The sequence below is a fragment of the Bifidobacterium tibiigranuli genome (assembly GCF_009371885.1).
Lineage (GTDB): Bacteria > Actinomycetota > Actinomycetes > Actinomycetales > Bifidobacteriaceae > Bifidobacterium > Bifidobacterium tibiigranuli.
This window is the reverse complement of sequence record NZ_QLZA01000006.1, coordinates 48,311-65,447: the sequence shown is the minus strand read 5'-3', so window position 1 is coordinate 65,447 and position 17,137 is coordinate 48,311. Positions and strand designations below refer to the sequence as shown.

At 59.6% G+C, this 17,137-nt stretch carries 15 protein-coding genes and 1 pseudogene; 11 read left to right on the top strand and 5 right to left on the bottom strand.

Going from position 1 to position 17,137, the window contains the following annotated elements; genetic code table 11:
* Positions 1-18 precede the first annotated feature (18 nt).
* Positions 19-987: a sugar-binding transcriptional regulator gene (locus DDF78_RS06290; protein WP_152580902.1), complete on the bottom strand. Its 969-nt coding sequence runs from the start codon at positions 985-987 to the stop codon at positions 19-21.
* A 209-nt stretch (positions 988-1,196) separates the two neighbouring features.
* On the opposite strand from DDF78_RS06290, the gene DDF78_RS06285 reads away from it, so the two are divergent.
* From DDF78_RS06285 to DDF78_RS06260, 7 genes and pseudogenes are all read left to right on the top strand, one after another.
* Positions 1,197-2,186 (top strand): phosphotriesterase family protein, encoded by a 990-nt coding sequence (locus DDF78_RS06285; RefSeq protein ID WP_152580901.1) that lies wholly within the window; start codon positions 1,197-1,199, stop codon positions 2,184-2,186.
* A 5-nt stretch (positions 2,187-2,191) separates the two neighbouring features.
* The gene (locus DDF78_RS06280; RefSeq protein ID WP_202613231.1) at positions 2,192-2,950 is read left to right on the top strand and encodes an orotidine 5'-phosphate decarboxylase / HUMPS family protein; all 759 of its coding nucleotides are present in this window, start codon (positions 2,192-2,194) and stop codon (positions 2,948-2,950) included.
* Entirely contained in the window at positions 2,947-3,798 is an 852-nt protein-coding gene (locus tag DDF78_RS06275) for an L-ribulose-5-phosphate 3-epimerase (protein ID WP_152580900.1), read from the top strand. The genes DDF78_RS06280 and DDF78_RS06275 overlap by 4 nt, the downstream gene beginning before the upstream one ends.
* Before the next feature lie 109 nt (positions 3,799-3,907).
* A pseudogene (locus tag DDF78_RS12310) lies at positions 3,908-4,435 on the top strand (PfkB family carbohydrate kinase); the annotation flags it as partial.
* On the top strand, positions 4,407-4,859 hold the full coding sequence (locus DDF78_RS12305; RefSeq protein WP_273221125.1) for a PfkB family carbohydrate kinase: 453 nt from the start codon (positions 4,407-4,409) through the stop codon (positions 4,857-4,859). The pseudogene DDF78_RS12310 and the gene DDF78_RS12305, both read left to right, overlap by 29 nt.
* 47 nt (positions 4,860-4,906) lie before the next feature.
* The gene (locus DDF78_RS06265) at positions 4,907-6,268 is read left to right on the top strand and encodes an MFS transporter (RefSeq protein WP_152580899.1); all 1,362 of its coding nucleotides are present in this window, start codon (positions 4,907-4,909) and stop codon (positions 6,266-6,268) included.
* Between the two features lie 135 nt (positions 6,269-6,403).
* Positions 6,404-7,096 carry an L-ribulose-5-phosphate 4-epimerase gene (locus DDF78_RS06260; protein WP_152580898.1) on the top strand — a complete coding sequence of 231 codons (693 nt, stop codon included), beginning with the start codon at positions 6,404-6,406 and terminating at the stop codon, positions 7,094-7,096.
* A 353-nt stretch (positions 7,097-7,449) separates the two neighbouring features.
* Here DDF78_RS06260 and DDF78_RS06255 read toward each other — a convergent pair whose 3' ends face one another.
* A complete protein-coding gene (locus DDF78_RS06255) occupies positions 7,450-8,874 on the bottom strand; it encodes an MFS transporter (RefSeq protein WP_152580897.1) in 1,425 nt (474 codons plus the stop codon).
* Positions 8,875-9,130: 256 nt separating this feature from the next.
* On the opposite strand from DDF78_RS06255, the gene DDF78_RS06250 reads away from it, so the two are divergent.
* Positions 9,131-9,718, top strand: coding sequence for a MarR family winged helix-turn-helix transcriptional regulator (locus tag DDF78_RS06250; RefSeq protein WP_237564578.1), 588 nt, complete (start codon positions 9,131-9,133; stop codon positions 9,716-9,718).
* Between the two features lie 21 nt (positions 9,719-9,739).
* On the opposite strand, the gene DDF78_RS06245 is transcribed toward DDF78_RS06250, so the two are convergent.
* The 3 genes from DDF78_RS06245 to DDF78_RS06235 all read right to left on the bottom strand — a co-directional run bounded on the left by DDF78_RS06245 (position 9,740) and on the right by DDF78_RS06235 (position 13,251).
* Positions 9,740-11,110, bottom strand: coding sequence for an ATP-binding protein (locus tag DDF78_RS06245; RefSeq protein ID WP_152580896.1), 1,371 nt, complete (start codon positions 11,108-11,110; stop codon positions 9,740-9,742).
* Positions 11,111-11,676: 566 nt separating this feature from the next.
* Positions 11,677-12,213 (bottom strand): peptidylprolyl isomerase, encoded by a 537-nt coding sequence (locus tag DDF78_RS06240; protein WP_152580895.1) that lies wholly within the window; start codon positions 12,211-12,213, stop codon positions 11,677-11,679.
* A gap of 123 nt (positions 12,214-12,336) precedes the next feature.
* The gene (locus DDF78_RS06235) at positions 12,337-13,251 is read right to left on the bottom strand and encodes a Cof-type HAD-IIB family hydrolase (protein WP_152580894.1); all 915 of its coding nucleotides are present in this window, start codon (positions 13,249-13,251) and stop codon (positions 12,337-12,339) included.
* A gap of 625 nt (positions 13,252-13,876) precedes the next feature.
* On the opposite strand from DDF78_RS06235, the gene DDF78_RS06230 reads away from it, so the two are divergent.
* From DDF78_RS06230 to DDF78_RS06220, 3 genes are all read left to right on the top strand, one after another.
* Positions 13,877-14,854, top strand: coding sequence for a MetQ/NlpA family ABC transporter substrate-binding protein (locus DDF78_RS06230; protein ID WP_152580893.1), 978 nt, complete (start codon positions 13,877-13,879; stop codon positions 14,852-14,854).
* Between the two features lie 219 nt (positions 14,855-15,073).
* Positions 15,074-16,339, top strand: coding sequence for a methionine ABC transporter ATP-binding protein (locus DDF78_RS06225; protein WP_152580892.1), 1,266 nt, complete (start codon positions 15,074-15,076; stop codon positions 16,337-16,339).
* A 32-nt stretch (positions 16,340-16,371) separates the two neighbouring features.
* Positions 16,372-17,055: a methionine ABC transporter permease gene (locus DDF78_RS06220; RefSeq protein WP_304308923.1), complete on the top strand. Its 684-nt coding sequence runs from the start codon at positions 16,372-16,374 to the stop codon at positions 17,053-17,055.
* Positions 17,056-17,137: the final 82 nt, after the last annotated feature.

The following is a 17,137-nucleotide window of genomic DNA, read 5'->3' as shown; positions in this document are numbered from 1 at the left end:
GACGCAACCAAGGTACGTTCAGACTTCCAGCAGCGCCTCGGCGGTTGCGCGGTCTGTGACGAGCACATTGATGAGCCTGCCGACCAGACAGGCATGAATCGCCTTGAGCTTTCGGGCTCCCCAGGCGATGCCGATAACCATTGGTATGCGTTTGAGGCGTTCGAAGTCGATGGATATCGTCCGGTCGCACAGTTCGGTGTGGATATGGTTGCCGTCGGCGTCGATGAGATGGCCGCAGATATGGCCGACGACGCCGGTGTGCTGAATCTCGCGCAGCGTGCGTGCATCCATGTAATCATCGAAGATGTGTCCCAGCCGCTGCCCGGTGGCCGCGCCGACCCCCACGATGGCCGTGTCTGCGCCGCCACCGAGCGCCAGTGCGGTGGCGATCTGCGGCTCCTTGCGCATGGCGTTGGCGATATGGCTGGATGACAGGACCATCGGCACGGGCAGGGCGGTGAAGGTGCCGCCCAGTCGCTGCGCCAGCATGTGGCACACGGCAGGGGAGTCGATCATCGGATTGGCCGGGCTCAGGCAGCCGATCATCTGCGCGACGTTCGATTTCGGCCAGTCGCATACCGGCACTTCGCGCACGGCGGCGGCCACGGCGTAGCCATTCGACACCGTAATCAGGGAATTCGGCGCGCAGATCTCCGTGAACAGCGCCGCGGCGCAGCGAGGCACCATAAGCTCCGGGCTGTCGTCATGCGGCATCTGCGCCACTCGGGCATGCGTGAGGTGGAATTTGGCACACAGCGCATCCTCCAACGAGCGCAGGTGCTCCAAAGGATGCCCGATGGTGATATGCACGATGCCCAGATCGCGAGATTCCTTGAGCAGCCGCGAAATGGTGGAGTGCGAATAGCCGATTTCCTTGGCGATCTGCGTCTGCGTCTTATCGTCCTGGTAATAGGCGCGCGCCACCTTGAGCACCAGGCCGATATGCTCCCGCGATCCAGCAGTGACAAGCGATTCATCTATGAACATATGTTCATTTTATATCAATATGAACAATGAATTGCCGTTATTTTGCGGTAATTGTATGGATAATATGTCGCGTTTATTTTCTTACTATGAACATTTGTTCATCACTATGATGCGGATGATGCCGGTGATGACCTATCTTCTCAATTGTCAGGTTCCCCGAGCGCTGTGGGCGCGGGGCAGCGAAACGGAATAACAAAGGAGTTGTCATCATGGCATTTGCACGTACGATTCTAGGAGATGTGGACCCTGATTCCCTGGGCGTCGTCGACGCGCACGACCATCTCATCCGCGTCGGCGCGGGGGAGGTCTACATCGACCGCGACCATCAGCTTGATTCCGTCGAAAAAGCCGTCGAAGAAGGCGGCTACTTCGCACAGGCATCCAAGCAGTGGAGCGCCAACGGCGGCACCATCGTCGATATGTGCCCCATCAACTGCGGCCGCAATCCCGACAAGCTCGCCGAAGTGGCGAGGACGGTCGAAGGGCTGCAGGTCATCGCCGCGACGGGCTTCCACCGCGAGCATGTCTATTTGGAGACGCAGTCGCACTGGATCAACCGCTATTCGCTCGACGCCATCGCCGAGCTGGTCATCGCGGATGTGCGCGAGGGCATCGACAGGAACGACTACTCCGGTCCGATTGTGGAACGCACGCCGTACAAGGCAGGCATCATCAAGATCGGCACCGCCTACGGCGCGATCACGCCCTTCGAGCACAAGTGCATGGAGGCCGCCGCCATCGCTTCGATTGAGACCGGCTGCCCGATCAACACGCACACCACCTTCGGCACCTGCGGGCTCGAACAGGCGCAGACGCTCATCGAGCTGGGCGTGCCGGCCGACCGGATTGCCATCGGCCATATCCAGCGCAACGCCGACACCTACTACCTGGAGCAGATTCTCGACCTCGGCGTGTATCTGGAAATCGACGGCACGAACCGTATCAAGTACCAGCCCGATTCGAACCGGATGGCGGAGCTGGCCGCCTTCAAGAAGGATGGATTCGAGGATCGCATCCTGCTGGGGACCGACTCCGGAAAGCGCTCGTATCAGAAGGCCTATGGCTCCGTCTCCGGAATCGACTACAACCCAGCCGTCGATGGGCCGCGCATGATCGACGAGGGCTTCGACCCGGACTATGTGAACAAGCTGCTGATCGGCAATGCACGCACCTTCTTCGCATTTCGTGGGGAGGACTGATCACGATGAGCATGATTTCGCAAACCACCAAGCAAACCGAAACTAAGCAAAGTGAAGCCAAGCAAACCACCAAGCAAACTGAGATCAAGCAAAGCAGGGCATCGACGTTGCAGCGCCCGCGCTTGCAGATCGCGCTTGACACCACGGATATGCCGAGCGCGATCAGGCCACTGAATGCGGCCATCAGCCAGATCGACGTCATCGAGTGCGGCACCATTCTCATCATCGCCGAAGGCTTGCGGGCTGTCCGTGAGGTTCGCGCTCTATACCCGAACAAGACCATCCTCGCGGACGTGCGCATCGCAGAGGCAGGAGCGCTGATCGCGCGCAACTGCTTCGAAGCGGGGGCCAACTGGGTTTCGGTCGTGGCCGGGGCCTCGCTCACCACCGTCGAGCGGGTGGTCAAAGTCGCTCAGGAATTCGATGGCGAGGTGCAGATCGAGCTCGGCGAGGAGTACGACCCGGACAAGGCCAGAATATGGCGCAGACTTGGCGCGAAGCATGTCATCGTCCATCGCTCGCGCGATGCCGAAGCGGCAGGCAAGCTCACGTGGGGCGCTGATGACATCGCACGCATCCGCGAGCTGCACGACATGGGATTCACCGTCACCATCACCGGGGGCGTGAAAACTCAGGACATCGCCTTCTTCAAGGGTTCGCCAGTGGGCGTGATCATCTCGGGCCGTGGCATCGTCAAGGCTGAGGATCCGGTTGTCGCCGCGAGCGAGCTGAACGAGGCCATCGACCAAGTGTGGCCGCAATGAGCAGCGTCACTCTGGGCATCTACGAGAAGGCGCTGCGACGCACTGACGATTGGCGGGCCTTCTTTGCGCAGGTCGTCGAAGGCGGGTTCACCTTCATGGACCTGTCCATCGACGAGACAACGAAGCGCATAGCGCGCCTGGACTGGACCAAGACGCAGCGGCGCGAGTTTCGTAGCGCGGCTGAAGATGTACGTGTGCAGATTGGCGGCATGTGCCTAAGCTGCCACCGCAAGATCGGCCCAGGCTCCGCCGATGCTGCGATTCGCCGCGAAGCGCAGGAGATATTCCGCAAGGCGATCGAGCTGTGCTACGACACCGGCATCCCCGTGGTGCAGGTGGCCGGGTACTACGCCTACTACGAGCAGGCGGATCCGGGGCAGCGCGAGCGCTATGTCGATGCGCTGCGCGTCGCCGCCGAATACGCCGCCCAAGCCGGCGTCATGCTCGGCATCGAGAATGTGGACGGCAACGACGTCACCTCGATCACCAAGGGATTGGCGATATGCGACGAGGTCGGCTCGGCCTGGTTGTCCATGTACCCGGACGTCGGCAATCTCGCCGAGCAGCAGCTCGACACCGTTGCGGAGCTGGAAGCAGGGCAGGATCGTATGCTCGCCATCCATCTCAAGGATGTGCTGCCCGGCCAGCCCAGGCGCATCCCTATGGGAACCGGAATCGCTGATTTCCCTGCGGCGTTCGCGGAGCTTGAACGGCAGAACTGGTCCGGACGCATGATGATCGAGATGTGGAACGACGATTCCCTGCGCTCCAGCGCCATCTGCGCCGATGCGCGCGTGAAGATCGAAGGCTGGCTCAGCGCAGCCGGCATACAGGTCGTATCGCGCTGACGGACGGCGCTGACAGTGCTGACGATACTGATAAGCGCCGTTGCTGTGCAGGAAAAACCGCACGCCAGCTAATGAAATCAACCATCACCAGATACAAGGAAGTATTGTCATGACTACATATGATCTTTCGACCATTGGCAAGGGGCAGATCCGCTTCACCGTCGACAGCGGCGAACGGCTTATGTTCACCCGCAACGTCCGCATGAATCCGGCCTGCTCAGAAGCCAACGTAGCCGGCCTGACCGCGCAGCTCGGATGGCGCACGCTGTGGACGAGCTCGCTGCCCGAAAGCGATCTTGGCGACTACATCCTGTCCGAGTACCGTTCGGTCGGCGTCGACATGCACACTATGGTGCGCAAACCCGGCGGCCGCACCGCGCTCTACTTCATGGAGCCGGGGGCAGGGCCTATGCCGGCGAACGTCATCTACGACCGCGAATGGACGCCGTTCCGTTCCACGGGCATCGACGAATACGACTGGGATACGATGCTGGACACCGAAGTCGTCTTCCTGACCGGCATCACCGCATCCCTCACCGACACCACGGCGCAGGTGGTGCGCTACGCCGCCGATGAGGCAGTCAGGCGAGGCGCCGAGGTGATTCTCGATGTCAATTTCCGGCGCAAGCTGTGGAGCGGCGAACGGGCGCGCAAGGTCCTCGAACCCCATCGCCGAGCGCGCCAGCGTGCTGTTCTGCTCGATCGGCGACGCCAGCAAGGTCTTCGGCATCGAAGGAACGCCCCAGGAAGTGACCGCCAGGCTCATGAAGCGCTTCGGCAGCCGATACGTCGTGTCGACCGACCACATGAACGGACCATACCTGCGTGGTCCCGAAGGCTTCACCGCCTACGCGACCACAGCGGTGCCGGTCATCGACAGGCCCGGCGCGGGCGATGCGTTCATCGCGGCGACGATTCACGGATACCTGTCGGGCGACATCGCCTCGGGCGTGCAGTGGGGCCAGCGCGCCTCCGAATTCGCCATCACCCATATGGGCGATCTGACGCGCATACGGACAGGGGAGCTACGCATCCCCCTGGGAACCGACATTGATCGCTGAGCGTATATACAGGCCGTATATATCGCCTTCACTGTAAGGATGGGATTATGAATAGCATTGCAGCCGTTGCGACGCATGCCCCCGTGACGGCATACGAGCAAATCGACGCAAGGCCACTCACCGGCCACCAGAAAAGCATCATCTCGCTGGCCATCGTCGGCAACATCTCGGAGTTTTTCGACATGTTCCTGATCGGGTTCGTGGTGTCGCTGCTGACCGTCGCCTGGCATCTGACAGGAGTGGAGGCCGGGGTCATCCTGGCATGCTCCGGTCTGGGCACGGTCATCGGCTCCATTATGTGGGGCGGTCTGGCCGACCGATATGGACGCAAACGCGCCTTCCAATGGTGCGTGGTCTGCTTCGTCGTGTTCACGGCCCTCTCCGTGTTCCTGCCGACCGGAGCATGGCTGTTGCTGGCCATACTGCGCGTCGGTGTCGGCATTGGCGTCGGCGGCCTGAACATCACCTCGATTCCCTACGTGCAGGAGTTCGTGCCGTCCAAGTCGCGTGGTCTGCTTTCGGGTCTGGCTTCGGTGTTCATCCCCTTGGGCCTGCTGCTTGGCTCCATATCCCAAAGCATCGTTGGCGACAACTGGCGCGTGCTCATCGCACTGGGCGTACTGCCGGTTTTCCTGCTCGTCTGGCTGAGATTCGTTCCTGAGTCCCCTCGTTTCTACCAGATCAAGGGTCGCGATGACGATGCGCGCAAAGCTCTGGCATGGGCTTTGGAAATGCCTGTCGACCAGGTCGGCGAGCTGCCGCAGGTGACGCTTATGGAGAAGGCCAACTACCGTGTGCTGTTCTCGAAGCATCTGAAGTCCTTGGTGATCATTTCGCTTGGATCGTTCTGCTTCATTCTGGGCAGCTTCGCGATTCAGTCCTGGGGCCAGACCCTGCTGAAAGATGCCTTCGGATTCCCCATCCAGACGGTCGCCTACTTGTTCATGGGGGTTTCCGTGGCCGACTGCATCGGCCGCTTCGGATCCGCCTGGCTCGCCGACGTCAGCGGCCGCCGGTGGACGATGTTCCTCTTCGGCATCATCGGCGCGGCCGGATGCTTCTACGCGGCGTTCTTCCATGATTCCGGCTGGGAGTTCTACATAGCGGTGCTGATCATCATGACCTTCGCAGACGGCGCGTTCGGCATCCTCAACGCCTTCGGCGGTGAGCAGTTCCCCAACGACGTTCGCTCCACCGGCTTGGGAGTCGGGTATGGCATCGGCGCAATTGCAAAAGTCGTCGGCCCGGCCTTCATGGGACTTCTGGTGGGCGGCAACTTCATCGCCCAGCACATCGACATCGGCGTCATCACCACGGCATTCACCTTCTTCGGTGCATGCCTGACCATTGGCGCAGTCACCTACCTGTTCGCACGGGAAACCAAAGGCAAGAATCTCGAAAGCCTGTGACACTTGCTGCCCACGGTGATTCATTCGGCTGGTTGCGCTGCGCCCTGCAGAGCCGCTCCACTCGAAGCGTCGCAGCCTGCAACCAGCCGAATGGGCGAGGAAAACGAAAAACAGTATGGGAAAGAGGTAATTATCATGGCAACTCTAGCTGATTTCGGACCGGAAACAGTAGCCGAAGTAAAGCAGGTGCGGCAAGTCGTCGCCGATCTGCACAAGCAGCTTATCAAGTGGAATCTGGTCGTGTGGACTGCAGGCAATGTCTCGCAGCGCCTGCGCACCGCCGATCTGCTGGTGATCAAGCCATCCGGCCTGCGCTACGAGTATCTGACGCCGAGCTCGATGGTGGTGTGCGATTTGGATGGCAATGTGGTTGACGGAGCCGAAGCGCCGTCATCCGACACCGCATCGCACGCCTACATCTACCGGCACATGCCCGGCGTATACGGCGTAGTGCACACCCATTCGACCTATGCGACCGCATGGGCGGCCACCGGGCAGAACATCCCCTGTGGCCTGACGATGATGGGCGACGAATTTGGCGGACCCGTGCCAGTCGGCCCCTTCCGGCTCATCGGCTCGGAAGCGATCGGACAGGGCGTGGTGGACACGCTCAAGCAGTACCCGCATTCCTCCGCCGTCCTCATGCGCAACCACGGCCCATTCGTCATCGGCAAGAATGCCGAGGATGCCGTCAAGGCGGCGGCGATGACCGAGGAGGTGGCACATACGATGTGGGCGGCCCGGCAGCTCGGCGACATCATCCCTATTGAGCAGTCGGATATTGATAGTCTGAACGACCGTTACCAACACGTCTACGGCCAGCACTGATGCGATGGAGCGTCTTCTTCGTTACGGAAGGCTCGACGTACCCTTGTACGCCTTCGCCTTTCGCGCCTTGAAGACGCACGCATCGCATCAGTGCTGGTTCCCAGCACCGGTGTCAGAGGGCGTCCCCTGCGTTGTGGAAGGCTCGATGTGCCCTTGTACGCCTTCGCTTTCCGCACCTTGGGGTCGCACGCGTCATGTCAGTGCTGGTTCCCAGCACGAGTATTACAGGGCGTCTTCTGCGTTGCCCCTCGGTCGACGTACTTTTGTACGCCTTCCCTCGGTGCGCCTTGAAGACGCACACATCGCATCAGTGCTGGTTCCCAACGTGGTGCGGCGGGGTGAATCTGGTGGTTTTAGGATTGCTTGGTGTGCCTGATGTTGAGGGAGATTGCCGCCGCTACGACTGCTACGAAGCAGCCGATCAGTAGGCCGACGAACCCTGACTGGCTGGGAATCGTTGCGCCGCCGAAGTGCACGCTCATGCCGGCGAGAATCATGGCGATGACTGCCGAGGATACTGATGTGCCAATCGAACGCATCACGGTGTTGAAGCTGTTTGCCGAGGCCTTCTCGTTGGCGGGCACGCCGTTCATGATGAGGGTCGGCATGGCTCCGAACGCGAGGCCGGTTCCCATGCTGCCGATGACCGAGGAGACAACGAGCGCAACCAGCGAATGCATGAGCAAGGCGGCACAGGCATAGCCTACGGCCATCACAAGCGCCCCGCATATCAGCGTGGTCTTCGCGCCTCGGGATTTGGTGATGCGTGCGCCCAGCGATGAAACCGCCATCATGCCCAGTCCGCTGGGGGCCATGCACAGCCCCATCTCCAGCATGCTCAGGCCCAGCCCGTATCCGGTCGCTGCAGGCAGCTGCATGAGCTGGGGCAGCAGCAACGACTGCGAATACATGGCGAATCCGATGAAAATCGACGCGATATTCGTGAACAGCACATTATGCTTGCGGGTCGTGCGCAGATCGACCAGAGGATTGGTGTGGCGCAGCTCCCAGTAGCCCCAGGCAAGCGTCACGATGAGCGCGGCAATGAACAGGCCGATGGTCTCCGGGCTTCCCCAACCCCATGCGCCCCCATCGATAATCGCCAGCAGCAGGCAGAGCAGCGCGACTCCCAATCCGATTGCGCCGACAAAGTCAAAGATATCGTAGGACTTCTGCTCAGCCGGAGCGGGGATGAGCACGGCGATAAGGACAGCAATAGCCAGCGCTATCGCAAAGTCCGCCATGAACAGCCCTCGCCAGTTGATGTACTCGATCACTGCGGCGGCTGCAGGCAAGCCAAGCGCCCCGCCGATGCCCATGGACGAACTCATCAGGGCTATCGCCGTGCCGACCTTGTCCTTGGGAAGAATGTCATGCAGCAGACTGATGCCGAGCGGGACCATGCCGGTGGCGATGCCCTGCAGCGCCCGTCCTGTGATGAGCACGGCGATGTTCGGGGCCACGGCACAGACGAGCGAGCCGACGATAAGTGGCACCAAAGCGATGAGCAGCATCCGCCGTTTGCCATAGGAATCCGCGAGTTTGCCGAGTATCGGCATGCCTACAGCCCCGGTGAGCAGCGTGACCGTGACCGCCCAGGCGCTCACTGACGACTGGGTGTGAAATAGGGTCGGGAGCTGGCCGATAAACGGAATCACCAGCGTCTGGGTCAGTGATGACGTGATGCCTGCGGCGGCGAGCACCGCGACGATGACGGTGTCGCTTGTGGTTTTTCGTGATGGGGTGGATGGTAATGGCGAAGTGGCTTGGGTTGGCATATGCCTCATGGATTCCTTCCGGCAAACAGAGAATGGTTATGTATCATACAATCAATATGTATAATACACATCTAGGTGTTTGCGCAAGCTGTGTATTCTGCATATCGGCGGGCTATACTGATAGGCGACTGTTGAGAGATAACTGTTGAGAGACGACTTAAGAATTGGCCAGACGCTGCGAACGGTGAGTTCGTCATCCGTCATGGTCGAATCGGTCAATGGTTGATGACGATGAATGGTGAATGAGGAGGAATGCATGTCAGCGAGCGACAATCGCAAGGACGCGATGCGCGATACTGCGGCGAATGAAACTGGCGAACGCGGCAGCAGATCGGCTAGTCTGTCTGCAGTGGAGCGAAGCGCTGCAGATCCGCCGGCAGCGGTGGCCGAAAACATTGTCGCCATCGAGTATGAAGCCTTGCTGCTCGGCAAGCGCATCAACCGGGTAGCTGGTTTCCGTGGGTCCCGTCTCGGCATGCTTGACCGCAGCGCCTACATACTGCTCGTCAGCTTGGAGGACCGGCCGATGAGCATCGGCGAGCTCAGCGAGATAACCGGTTTGGACGCTTCTACGCTCAACCGGCAGACGGCCGCGATGCGACGGCAGAATATGATTGAGCGCATCCCCGACCCCGACGGCGGGATGGCGCGCAAGTTCACACTCACGCAGGAGGGCGAGCACAGTCTTGCCCAGCAGCGCAAGCGGAACCTCGGTGCGCTGTCCACGGTGCTCGCCGATTGGAGTCCGGATGAGATATCCCAGTTCGCTGCGGCGCTCACCAGATTCAACCGTGCCGTGCAAAGCCTCGCAACGCGCATCGATCGAACGAATAACGACCATTGAATCGAGCGGCGGTGCCCTGCTCTAGCTGTTCAAGGCGCTCAGGTCGACGTTGAAGGGCATTGAATCGGGCAACCGCTCAGGTGCCAGAAACATCGTCATATAAAGCGGCAGATAGGTGATGCCTCGACCGGCGTCATGGCGAAGGTTGCCTTTGCACAGCACATACGCCTGGCCCAGATGCCATTCGCGAACCGCCATCGTGTTGCCCAGAGCCTTGTGAATGGTCCAGTCATTGCCTGATTTGACTTCAATGGGCAGGACATGTGCTCCCGACTGTATGACGAAGTCCACCTCGCCGTATCGCTTCGTATCGAAGTAAAAGAGTGTGAACCCATGCGCCAACAGCTCTTGTGCCACGACATTCTCAGTGATAGCTCCCATGTTGATGCTCAAGTCGCCCTGCAGAATGGGGAATTGCACATTGTCGAGCGAACTGGCGCACAGCAGGCCGGTATCGTTCATGAACAATTTGAACAGGCTGTGTTTCGCATTGGCCTGCAGTGGTGCGACCGGTGCCGTGACGTTGTAGCAGGGCAGCGCCACACCTGCGTCGGCAAGCCATAGAAAGCCGCTGGCATAACGGTTCTGTCTGGCATTCTTGTTCAAATTGGCTAGGACAAAACGTCGATTGCGGTCATCGAGCTGCGAGGGAACAGCGTCAAAGATCGAGCGAATCTTTGTTCTGTCGCTCGTTTCCGCATATTTGGCGATATCTAAACGGTACAGATCGAGTATGTCGTGCTGCAATGTCACGATTTGAGCGATATCGTGCGTGTCCACATACCGCTGCACGATCTCGGGCATCCCTCCGACCACGATGTAGGCTAGAAACAGACGGCTCATTGTCTCATGAACGGCTTCGCTCACTGGCTGGCGATTTGCGAAATGCTCGCGCAGCATCGTTATCGTCTCACTCTGCACGCCGTCGGCTAGGCAGAACTCTTCGAAATCCATCGGAAACATACGATGCTGTTCTTCGAACCCAACCGGATACGATGTCACCTCGCCGGTGCGCACGCCTAGTAGCGAGCCGGTTTCAATATAGTCGAAGCGGCCATCCTCGACGAGGAATTTGATGGCGGTTCGTGCACGGGGGCATTCCTGAATCTCGTCAAGCAGCACAAGCGTGTTGCCTGGTTCCAAAGGAGTGCGCAGATACGCGGTGAGATTTGTGATGATGGTTTGCGCGTCGAGCGGGCCCGCGAAGATGCTCGCAGCATTGTCATCGGTAAGAAAATTCAGCTCGGCAAACTGCGCATATTCATTTCGTGCGAATTCACGGACCAGCGTGGTTTTGCCGATCTGCCGCGCCCCCGTGAGCATAAGCGCCCGATGACGGCTGCGCGACTTTTTCCACGATTTGAGTACGTGCAGAGCCTTGCGTGAAAGCATTGCAATTCCTTACCTCGTAACGTTTTTCCTAATATTTATACTACCATATGTCACGTTTTTCTCATATTTGCATTGCTCATTTGTAACGTTTTTCTTGACGTATGGACTCGTTTTGTCACGTTTTCTGCATATGTAGGCCAATAAAATCTTTCTTAGTCGACTAGTTCTTGTAGTTGCCGAATGCCGATGACGCGTCCATGTAGGGTCATCGGCATTCGGCATATAAATAACTGGTATAGATCCCATTAACAGAATGTCATATACGCTACTAACAATTTGTCATAGATTATTTATCGGCGCTCTTGAGCTTTACCGCATCGCCGGTACTAAGGATTCCGTCGAGCCGCATCTGCGCAAGGTGCGGCACGGTGAGTCCTCCTAGCCGTTCAATGCTCAGGCGCAACGGTGAAAGAGATCGATTCAGACAGTTCGAGCCCTCGGGCCCCAAAAGAGTCCGGAGCTGGCCAATATGCAAAATCCCCGCTCTGGCATAGAAACCAGAGCGGGGATTAATCGGAATGAAGAAGCGCGAGAAGCGCCTCGTAGCGCTAAGGCAACGCCAGCGCCTACTGCACCTCGACGGAGATGATGATGGCCGGCTCTAATGGGGCGTCGGAGCGGTCGGTGGGGACGGCCTCGAGCTTGTCGACGACGGCCTTGGACTCGTCATCGGCGACCTCGCCGAAAATCGTGTGATGGCCGTTGAGCCAAGGGGTAGGCACCGTGGTGATGAAGAACTGCGAGCCGTTCGTGCCGTGGATCTTGCCGTCGGCGCCGCGGCGCACTCCGGCGTTCGCCATAGCGAACAGGTAGGGCCGGTCGAAGGTCAGCGCGGGGTCAATCTCGTCGTCGAAGTCGTATCCGGGGCCGCCAGTGCCGGTGCCCAGCGGGCAGCCGCCCTGGATCATGAAATCCTTGATGATGCGATGGAAGGTCAGCCCGTCGTAGAACGGGTCGTGGGAGGTCTCGCCGGTAAGCGGGTTCGTCCACTCCTTCTCGCCGGTGGACAGGGAACGGAAGTTCTCGACGGTCTTTGGCGCTTCGTCGTCGAACAGATTAATGGTGATGTCACCTTCGGAGGTGTGCATAACAACTGTGCTCATACGCCCAGTCTGTCATGCGAGTGGGACGGGGAACTATGTGTGGGGGCAGAAGTTCTGTCCGGCCTAAAAGCTGGACATGTCGTAGCTTTCACTATATGCATGCGCGCCCAGCAGAATCCCGCTCTATAAAATCTTGAAGTGCCGCAGCGCATTCATGATGCCGTCGTGGTCCACATCGTCGGTCACGTAGTCGGCGACCGATTTGACGAAGTCCGAGGCATTGCCCATCGCAATGCCGATGCCGGCGAACTGCAGCATTGTCATGTCGTTGCCGCCGTCGCCGAAGGCGATGCACTGCTCGCGGGTATAGCCGTAATGCCGCAGGAAACGCCGTATGCCAACAGGTTTGCCGCCATCGGCGGGAATCAGATCGGTGAAGGAGGGGTGCCAGCGCACGCCTTTGACGTTGTCGCACAGCGCAGTGATCTCGTGCTCCTGCTCCTTGCTGATGAATGGGCTGATCTGGAAGGTCGGGTGGTCGAGCGGACGTATGTGCGGGTCGTCGATGAAGGCCTTTGGAGCGGTTTTGCCCAATTGCCGCCAGGTCTCGCGCATGGTCTCGGTGACTTGATTGAAGTAGACGTAATCGCATTCGCAGAAGCTCGCCACGACGTCCGGATGTTCGTCGAGCCACGCGGTGATGATTCCTATATCATGCCCGTTCATGGACTCGGTCTCAAGGAAGCCCTGATCGTCGATGCAGTACTGCCCGTTCATGGCGACCACGCCGTCAAAGGATATCGGGATGGTGTCGAGCACCACGCCCATCTGGGAGGGCGAGCGCCCAGTGCAGATAAAGATCTTCACACCCTCGTCGCGCAGGCCTTGCAGCGCCTGCAATGTGGAGTCGGGCACGATATGCGTCGCGAAGCTGGTCAGCGTGCCATCGATGTCGAAGAAGGCTGCCTTGGTATCGGGACTGTCTGAATTGTCGGGACTTGCATTGCGAGACGGCTGCGGCGCGGGCTTTCCGTGCGCGATTCGGGAATCGGCATATACGGATGCGGGTTGCGCTGCGATGGCATCATTGATTGTCATGCTGTCTAGCCTTTCATACGATGCGAATGCTGCTCGGTCGTTCCAGCGGCCGGCAATGGACCATCCTGATGTGTCAAGGCATGTGGTCCCCAATGCCGTGCGTTTCCATGACAAGTGTATTTCCAAAACAAATTCGTCTTCAATACACGTTCATTTCCCATGCATTCATTTCAATATCACGTTTATTTTAATATGACGGTTTCTAATGTCACGTTTATTCCTAATCACACAGTGTAATGGGAGCGGTGCACGCTTGTTCGGTCAGCGAAAGGCGGCAGCGAAAGGCAGCAGCGAATGCACCTACATCTATACATGCGGTCCATTGACATGGATTGCCGTTATACACACGGTCCCTCCGCGCGTTTCGTCCCACTGAGTCCCGCAGGCTGAGGCGCACAATGCCGCGGATCGAATACAGGCTATAACGAATATGTATAGAGGGATTGCTACTTTTTGCTCGCTTGGCCGCGTTCGTTCTCGTATCGTGGTGAGGGCCATCCGGCCACTGCAAGAAGCGTGGGGGACTGTGTGCGGCAAACGCTGCATGGGGCTCAGCCAACACGAGGTTGCGTGGTGCGGAATGCAAGAGAACAAGTGAACATCAAGAGAAACAGAGGGAAATATCATGACTTCTTCAAACCAGCAGCCAGCTGACACGGGAAGCAGCCAAGAGCCGGTGCGCGTCAACCACACCGCGCGCAACATCATCATCACGGTGGTCGTCATCGCCGTCCTCGCCGTGGCGGTCTTCTTCGGATACCGCGCCATCGCGGGCAAGTCCGATTCGGCCGCGAAGGGCTCGCAGTCCAACCCGGTCAAGATCGGTGTCGTCGGCGCGACCGAGCCGCAGTGGATCGCCTTCACGAAGAAGGCCGAGCAGGAGAACATCCACGTCAAGATCGTCGACTTCCAGGACTACACCTCGGAGAATCCGGCGCTTGATTCGGGCGACCTCGACCTGAACGAGTTCCAGCACCTGCTGTATCTGGCAAACTACAACGTGAAGAACAACAAGGATCTGCAGCCGATCGGCGGCACTGCGGTCTACCCGCTAGGCCTGTACTCCGAGCAGGTCAAGGATGTCAAGGACATCAATGCCGGCAGCACGGTCGCGATTCCGAACGATGAGACCAACCAGGCCCGCGCCATCGGCGTGCTCAAGGCGGCCGGCCTCGTCAAGCTCAAGGGCGCATGGACGCCATTCACCTCGCCCGCCGACATCGACACCGCGACTTCCAAGGTCGCTGTCGCTCCGCTGAAGGCCGAGCAGGTAGCCAACTCGCTCAAGGATCCGAAGGTGGCAGCAGGCGTGATCAACAACGACTATGTCAAGGACGCGGGCCTCAACCCCAAGGATGCCATCTACTCGGATAACGCGGAGACCGTGTCGGCACGGCCCTACATCAACGTGTTCGTCTCCCGCAAGGCCGATGTGAACAACGCGACCTACCTCAAGCTGGTCAAGATATTCCAGTCCAAGGAAGTGCTTGCCGCGCTGCAGAGCCAGTCAGGTGGCACCGCGGCCTTCGCCGACAAGTACAGTGCCCAGGAGCTGCAGGGCTTCCTCGCCACCATCGAGAAGGAAGCCAAGGCGAGCAAGTGAGTTCGGCTGACTGATTTGCATTGAGGTTCACCGATATGCATGGTGCTTCTGCTCAGCATGGGCGGGTAGCATGTCTGCGGCGGCCGGGCCTGCTGCGTGACTTCGGTTATGCGCCGATTGATTGGTGCATGACTGGTTGCGCGCAGATCGGCCGCCGCACAGACATGACAATACGAGACTCGGCAACCGAGACAGAGAACGACGGATAGGGCGGCAGGAATGGCAGAGGCGATTATCACGCTTGACCATGTGGTCAAGGAATTCCATAAGCGCGGCGGCTCGGGGAGGCAATCCGGCACATCACGCGCAGTCGACGATGTGAGTCTGCGCGTGGATCGCGGCGATATCTTCGGCATCATCGGCTACTCGGGAGCCGGCAAATCGACGCTGGTGCGCATGATCAATGCGCTCGAACGGCCGACGAGCGGCACCGTGAGCGTGCTGGGCACCGATATCACTGCGCTGGGGGAGTCCAAGCTGCGCCCGATACGCCAGAAGATCGGCATGATCTTCCAGCAGTTCAACCTGTTCTCCACCAAAACGGTCAGCCAGAACATCGCCTACCCGCTGCAGCTGGATCATTGGCGCAAGGACTATCAGGAGAGGCGCGTGGCCGAGCTGCTTGATTTCGTCGGGCTGCGCGATCATGCCGACAACTACCCATCGCAGCTCTCCGGCGGGCAGAAGCAGCGCGTCGGCATCGCTCGGGCGCTGGCGACCAATCCGCAGATTCTGCTGGCCGACGAGGCGACCAGCGCGCTGGATCCTGAGACCACCGACGAGGTGCTGGCGCTGCTCAAGCGGGTCAACGAGCAGTTCGGCATCACCATCGTGCTCATCACGCACCAGATGAGCGTCGTGCAGAACATTGCGAACCGGGTTGCCGTCATGAGCCAGGGGCGTGTCGTCGAGCAGGGCGATGTCTACGATGTGTTCGCCGCGCCCCGCCAGCCGGTCACCAAGCGTTTCATCGCCACCGCGCTGTCCGGCGTGCCGCAGGAGGAACGCGTCGAGCAGCTGCGCCGCGACTGGCCGGGCAGGATTGTGACGGTGCTTATCCGCCAGCGGGATGTGCTGAGCAATAAAGAAAACAACGGTAAAGAGTACAGCGATGAACAGTCCTCCGCCGTGCTGGCTTCCGGCCAGCGCATCTCGCAGCTCATCGCAAGCTGTGGCATCGCCAGCAGTATGCTCTATGGCGGCATCGACACGGTCGGCGGCTCCGCCATCGGCGCGATTACCTATGAATTCGACGATCAGCAGGAAGGCTTCGAAGCGTTCTTCGACGAGCTGACGCACGACAGCGATGTGGTCGATTTCGGCACGGCGAGCCATCCGATTGCCTACGAGCAAGCCGTTGCATCGCTCGATTCCGCAGCAGCGCGGCGAACGACAGTTGAAGACGTCACAGACATTGCAGGCAGTGCAGGCTTTGCAGGCACTGAGCGCACTGACGGCAGCGATACGAAGGGAAGCGAACGATGAGCGAGATAGTCACTGCGGCCGGACGCACCAGCATGGCTTTGGCAGGACAAGGCGATTGGACCGTACTCAAGCCGATGCTCTTCCAGTCCATTGCGCAGACGCTGGAAATGGTGTTCATCACGCTGATCGTCGGCGGCGCGTTCGGGCTGGTGCTCGGCGTGATCCTGTACGGCACGCGCCCGGGGAACCTTTTCGAGAATGCGGCGGTCTACCGGGTGCTCGACATCGTGGTCAATATCGTGCGGCCGATTCCCTTCATTATCTTTCTGGCGGCAATGCAGCCGCTGACGATCAAGGTCGTCGGGACTTCGATCGGCACGATGGCGGCGGTGTTCCCCATGGCCGTGATGTGCACCTTCGCCACTTCGCGCCTGGTCGAACAGAACCTCGTGCCGGTCGATTCCGGCGTCATCGAGGCGGCCCGTTCGATGGGCGCATCCAAGATCACCATCATCCGCACAGTGCTGATTCCGGAGGCGCTTGCCCCGCTGATCCTCGCCTACGCTTTCCTGTTCATCGCGGTGCTCGACATGTCGGCGATGGCCGGCTACATCGGCGGCGGTGGGTTGGGCAACTTCGCCATCGCGTATGGCTACCAGAAATTCGACCCTACGGTGACTTGGACCGCAGTCGTCATTATGATCGTGCTTGTGCAAGTGGTGCAGGGCATCGCAAACGCCTTTGCCAAGCGCTTGCTCAGGCGGCAGCACTCCTGAGCGGGTGTTCTCGCTGTGCGTAGGCCGCACGGGAACGGCTTGGCGAGTTAGCTGGTCGGCGAAGCGGCGCAGCGGGCAGTGA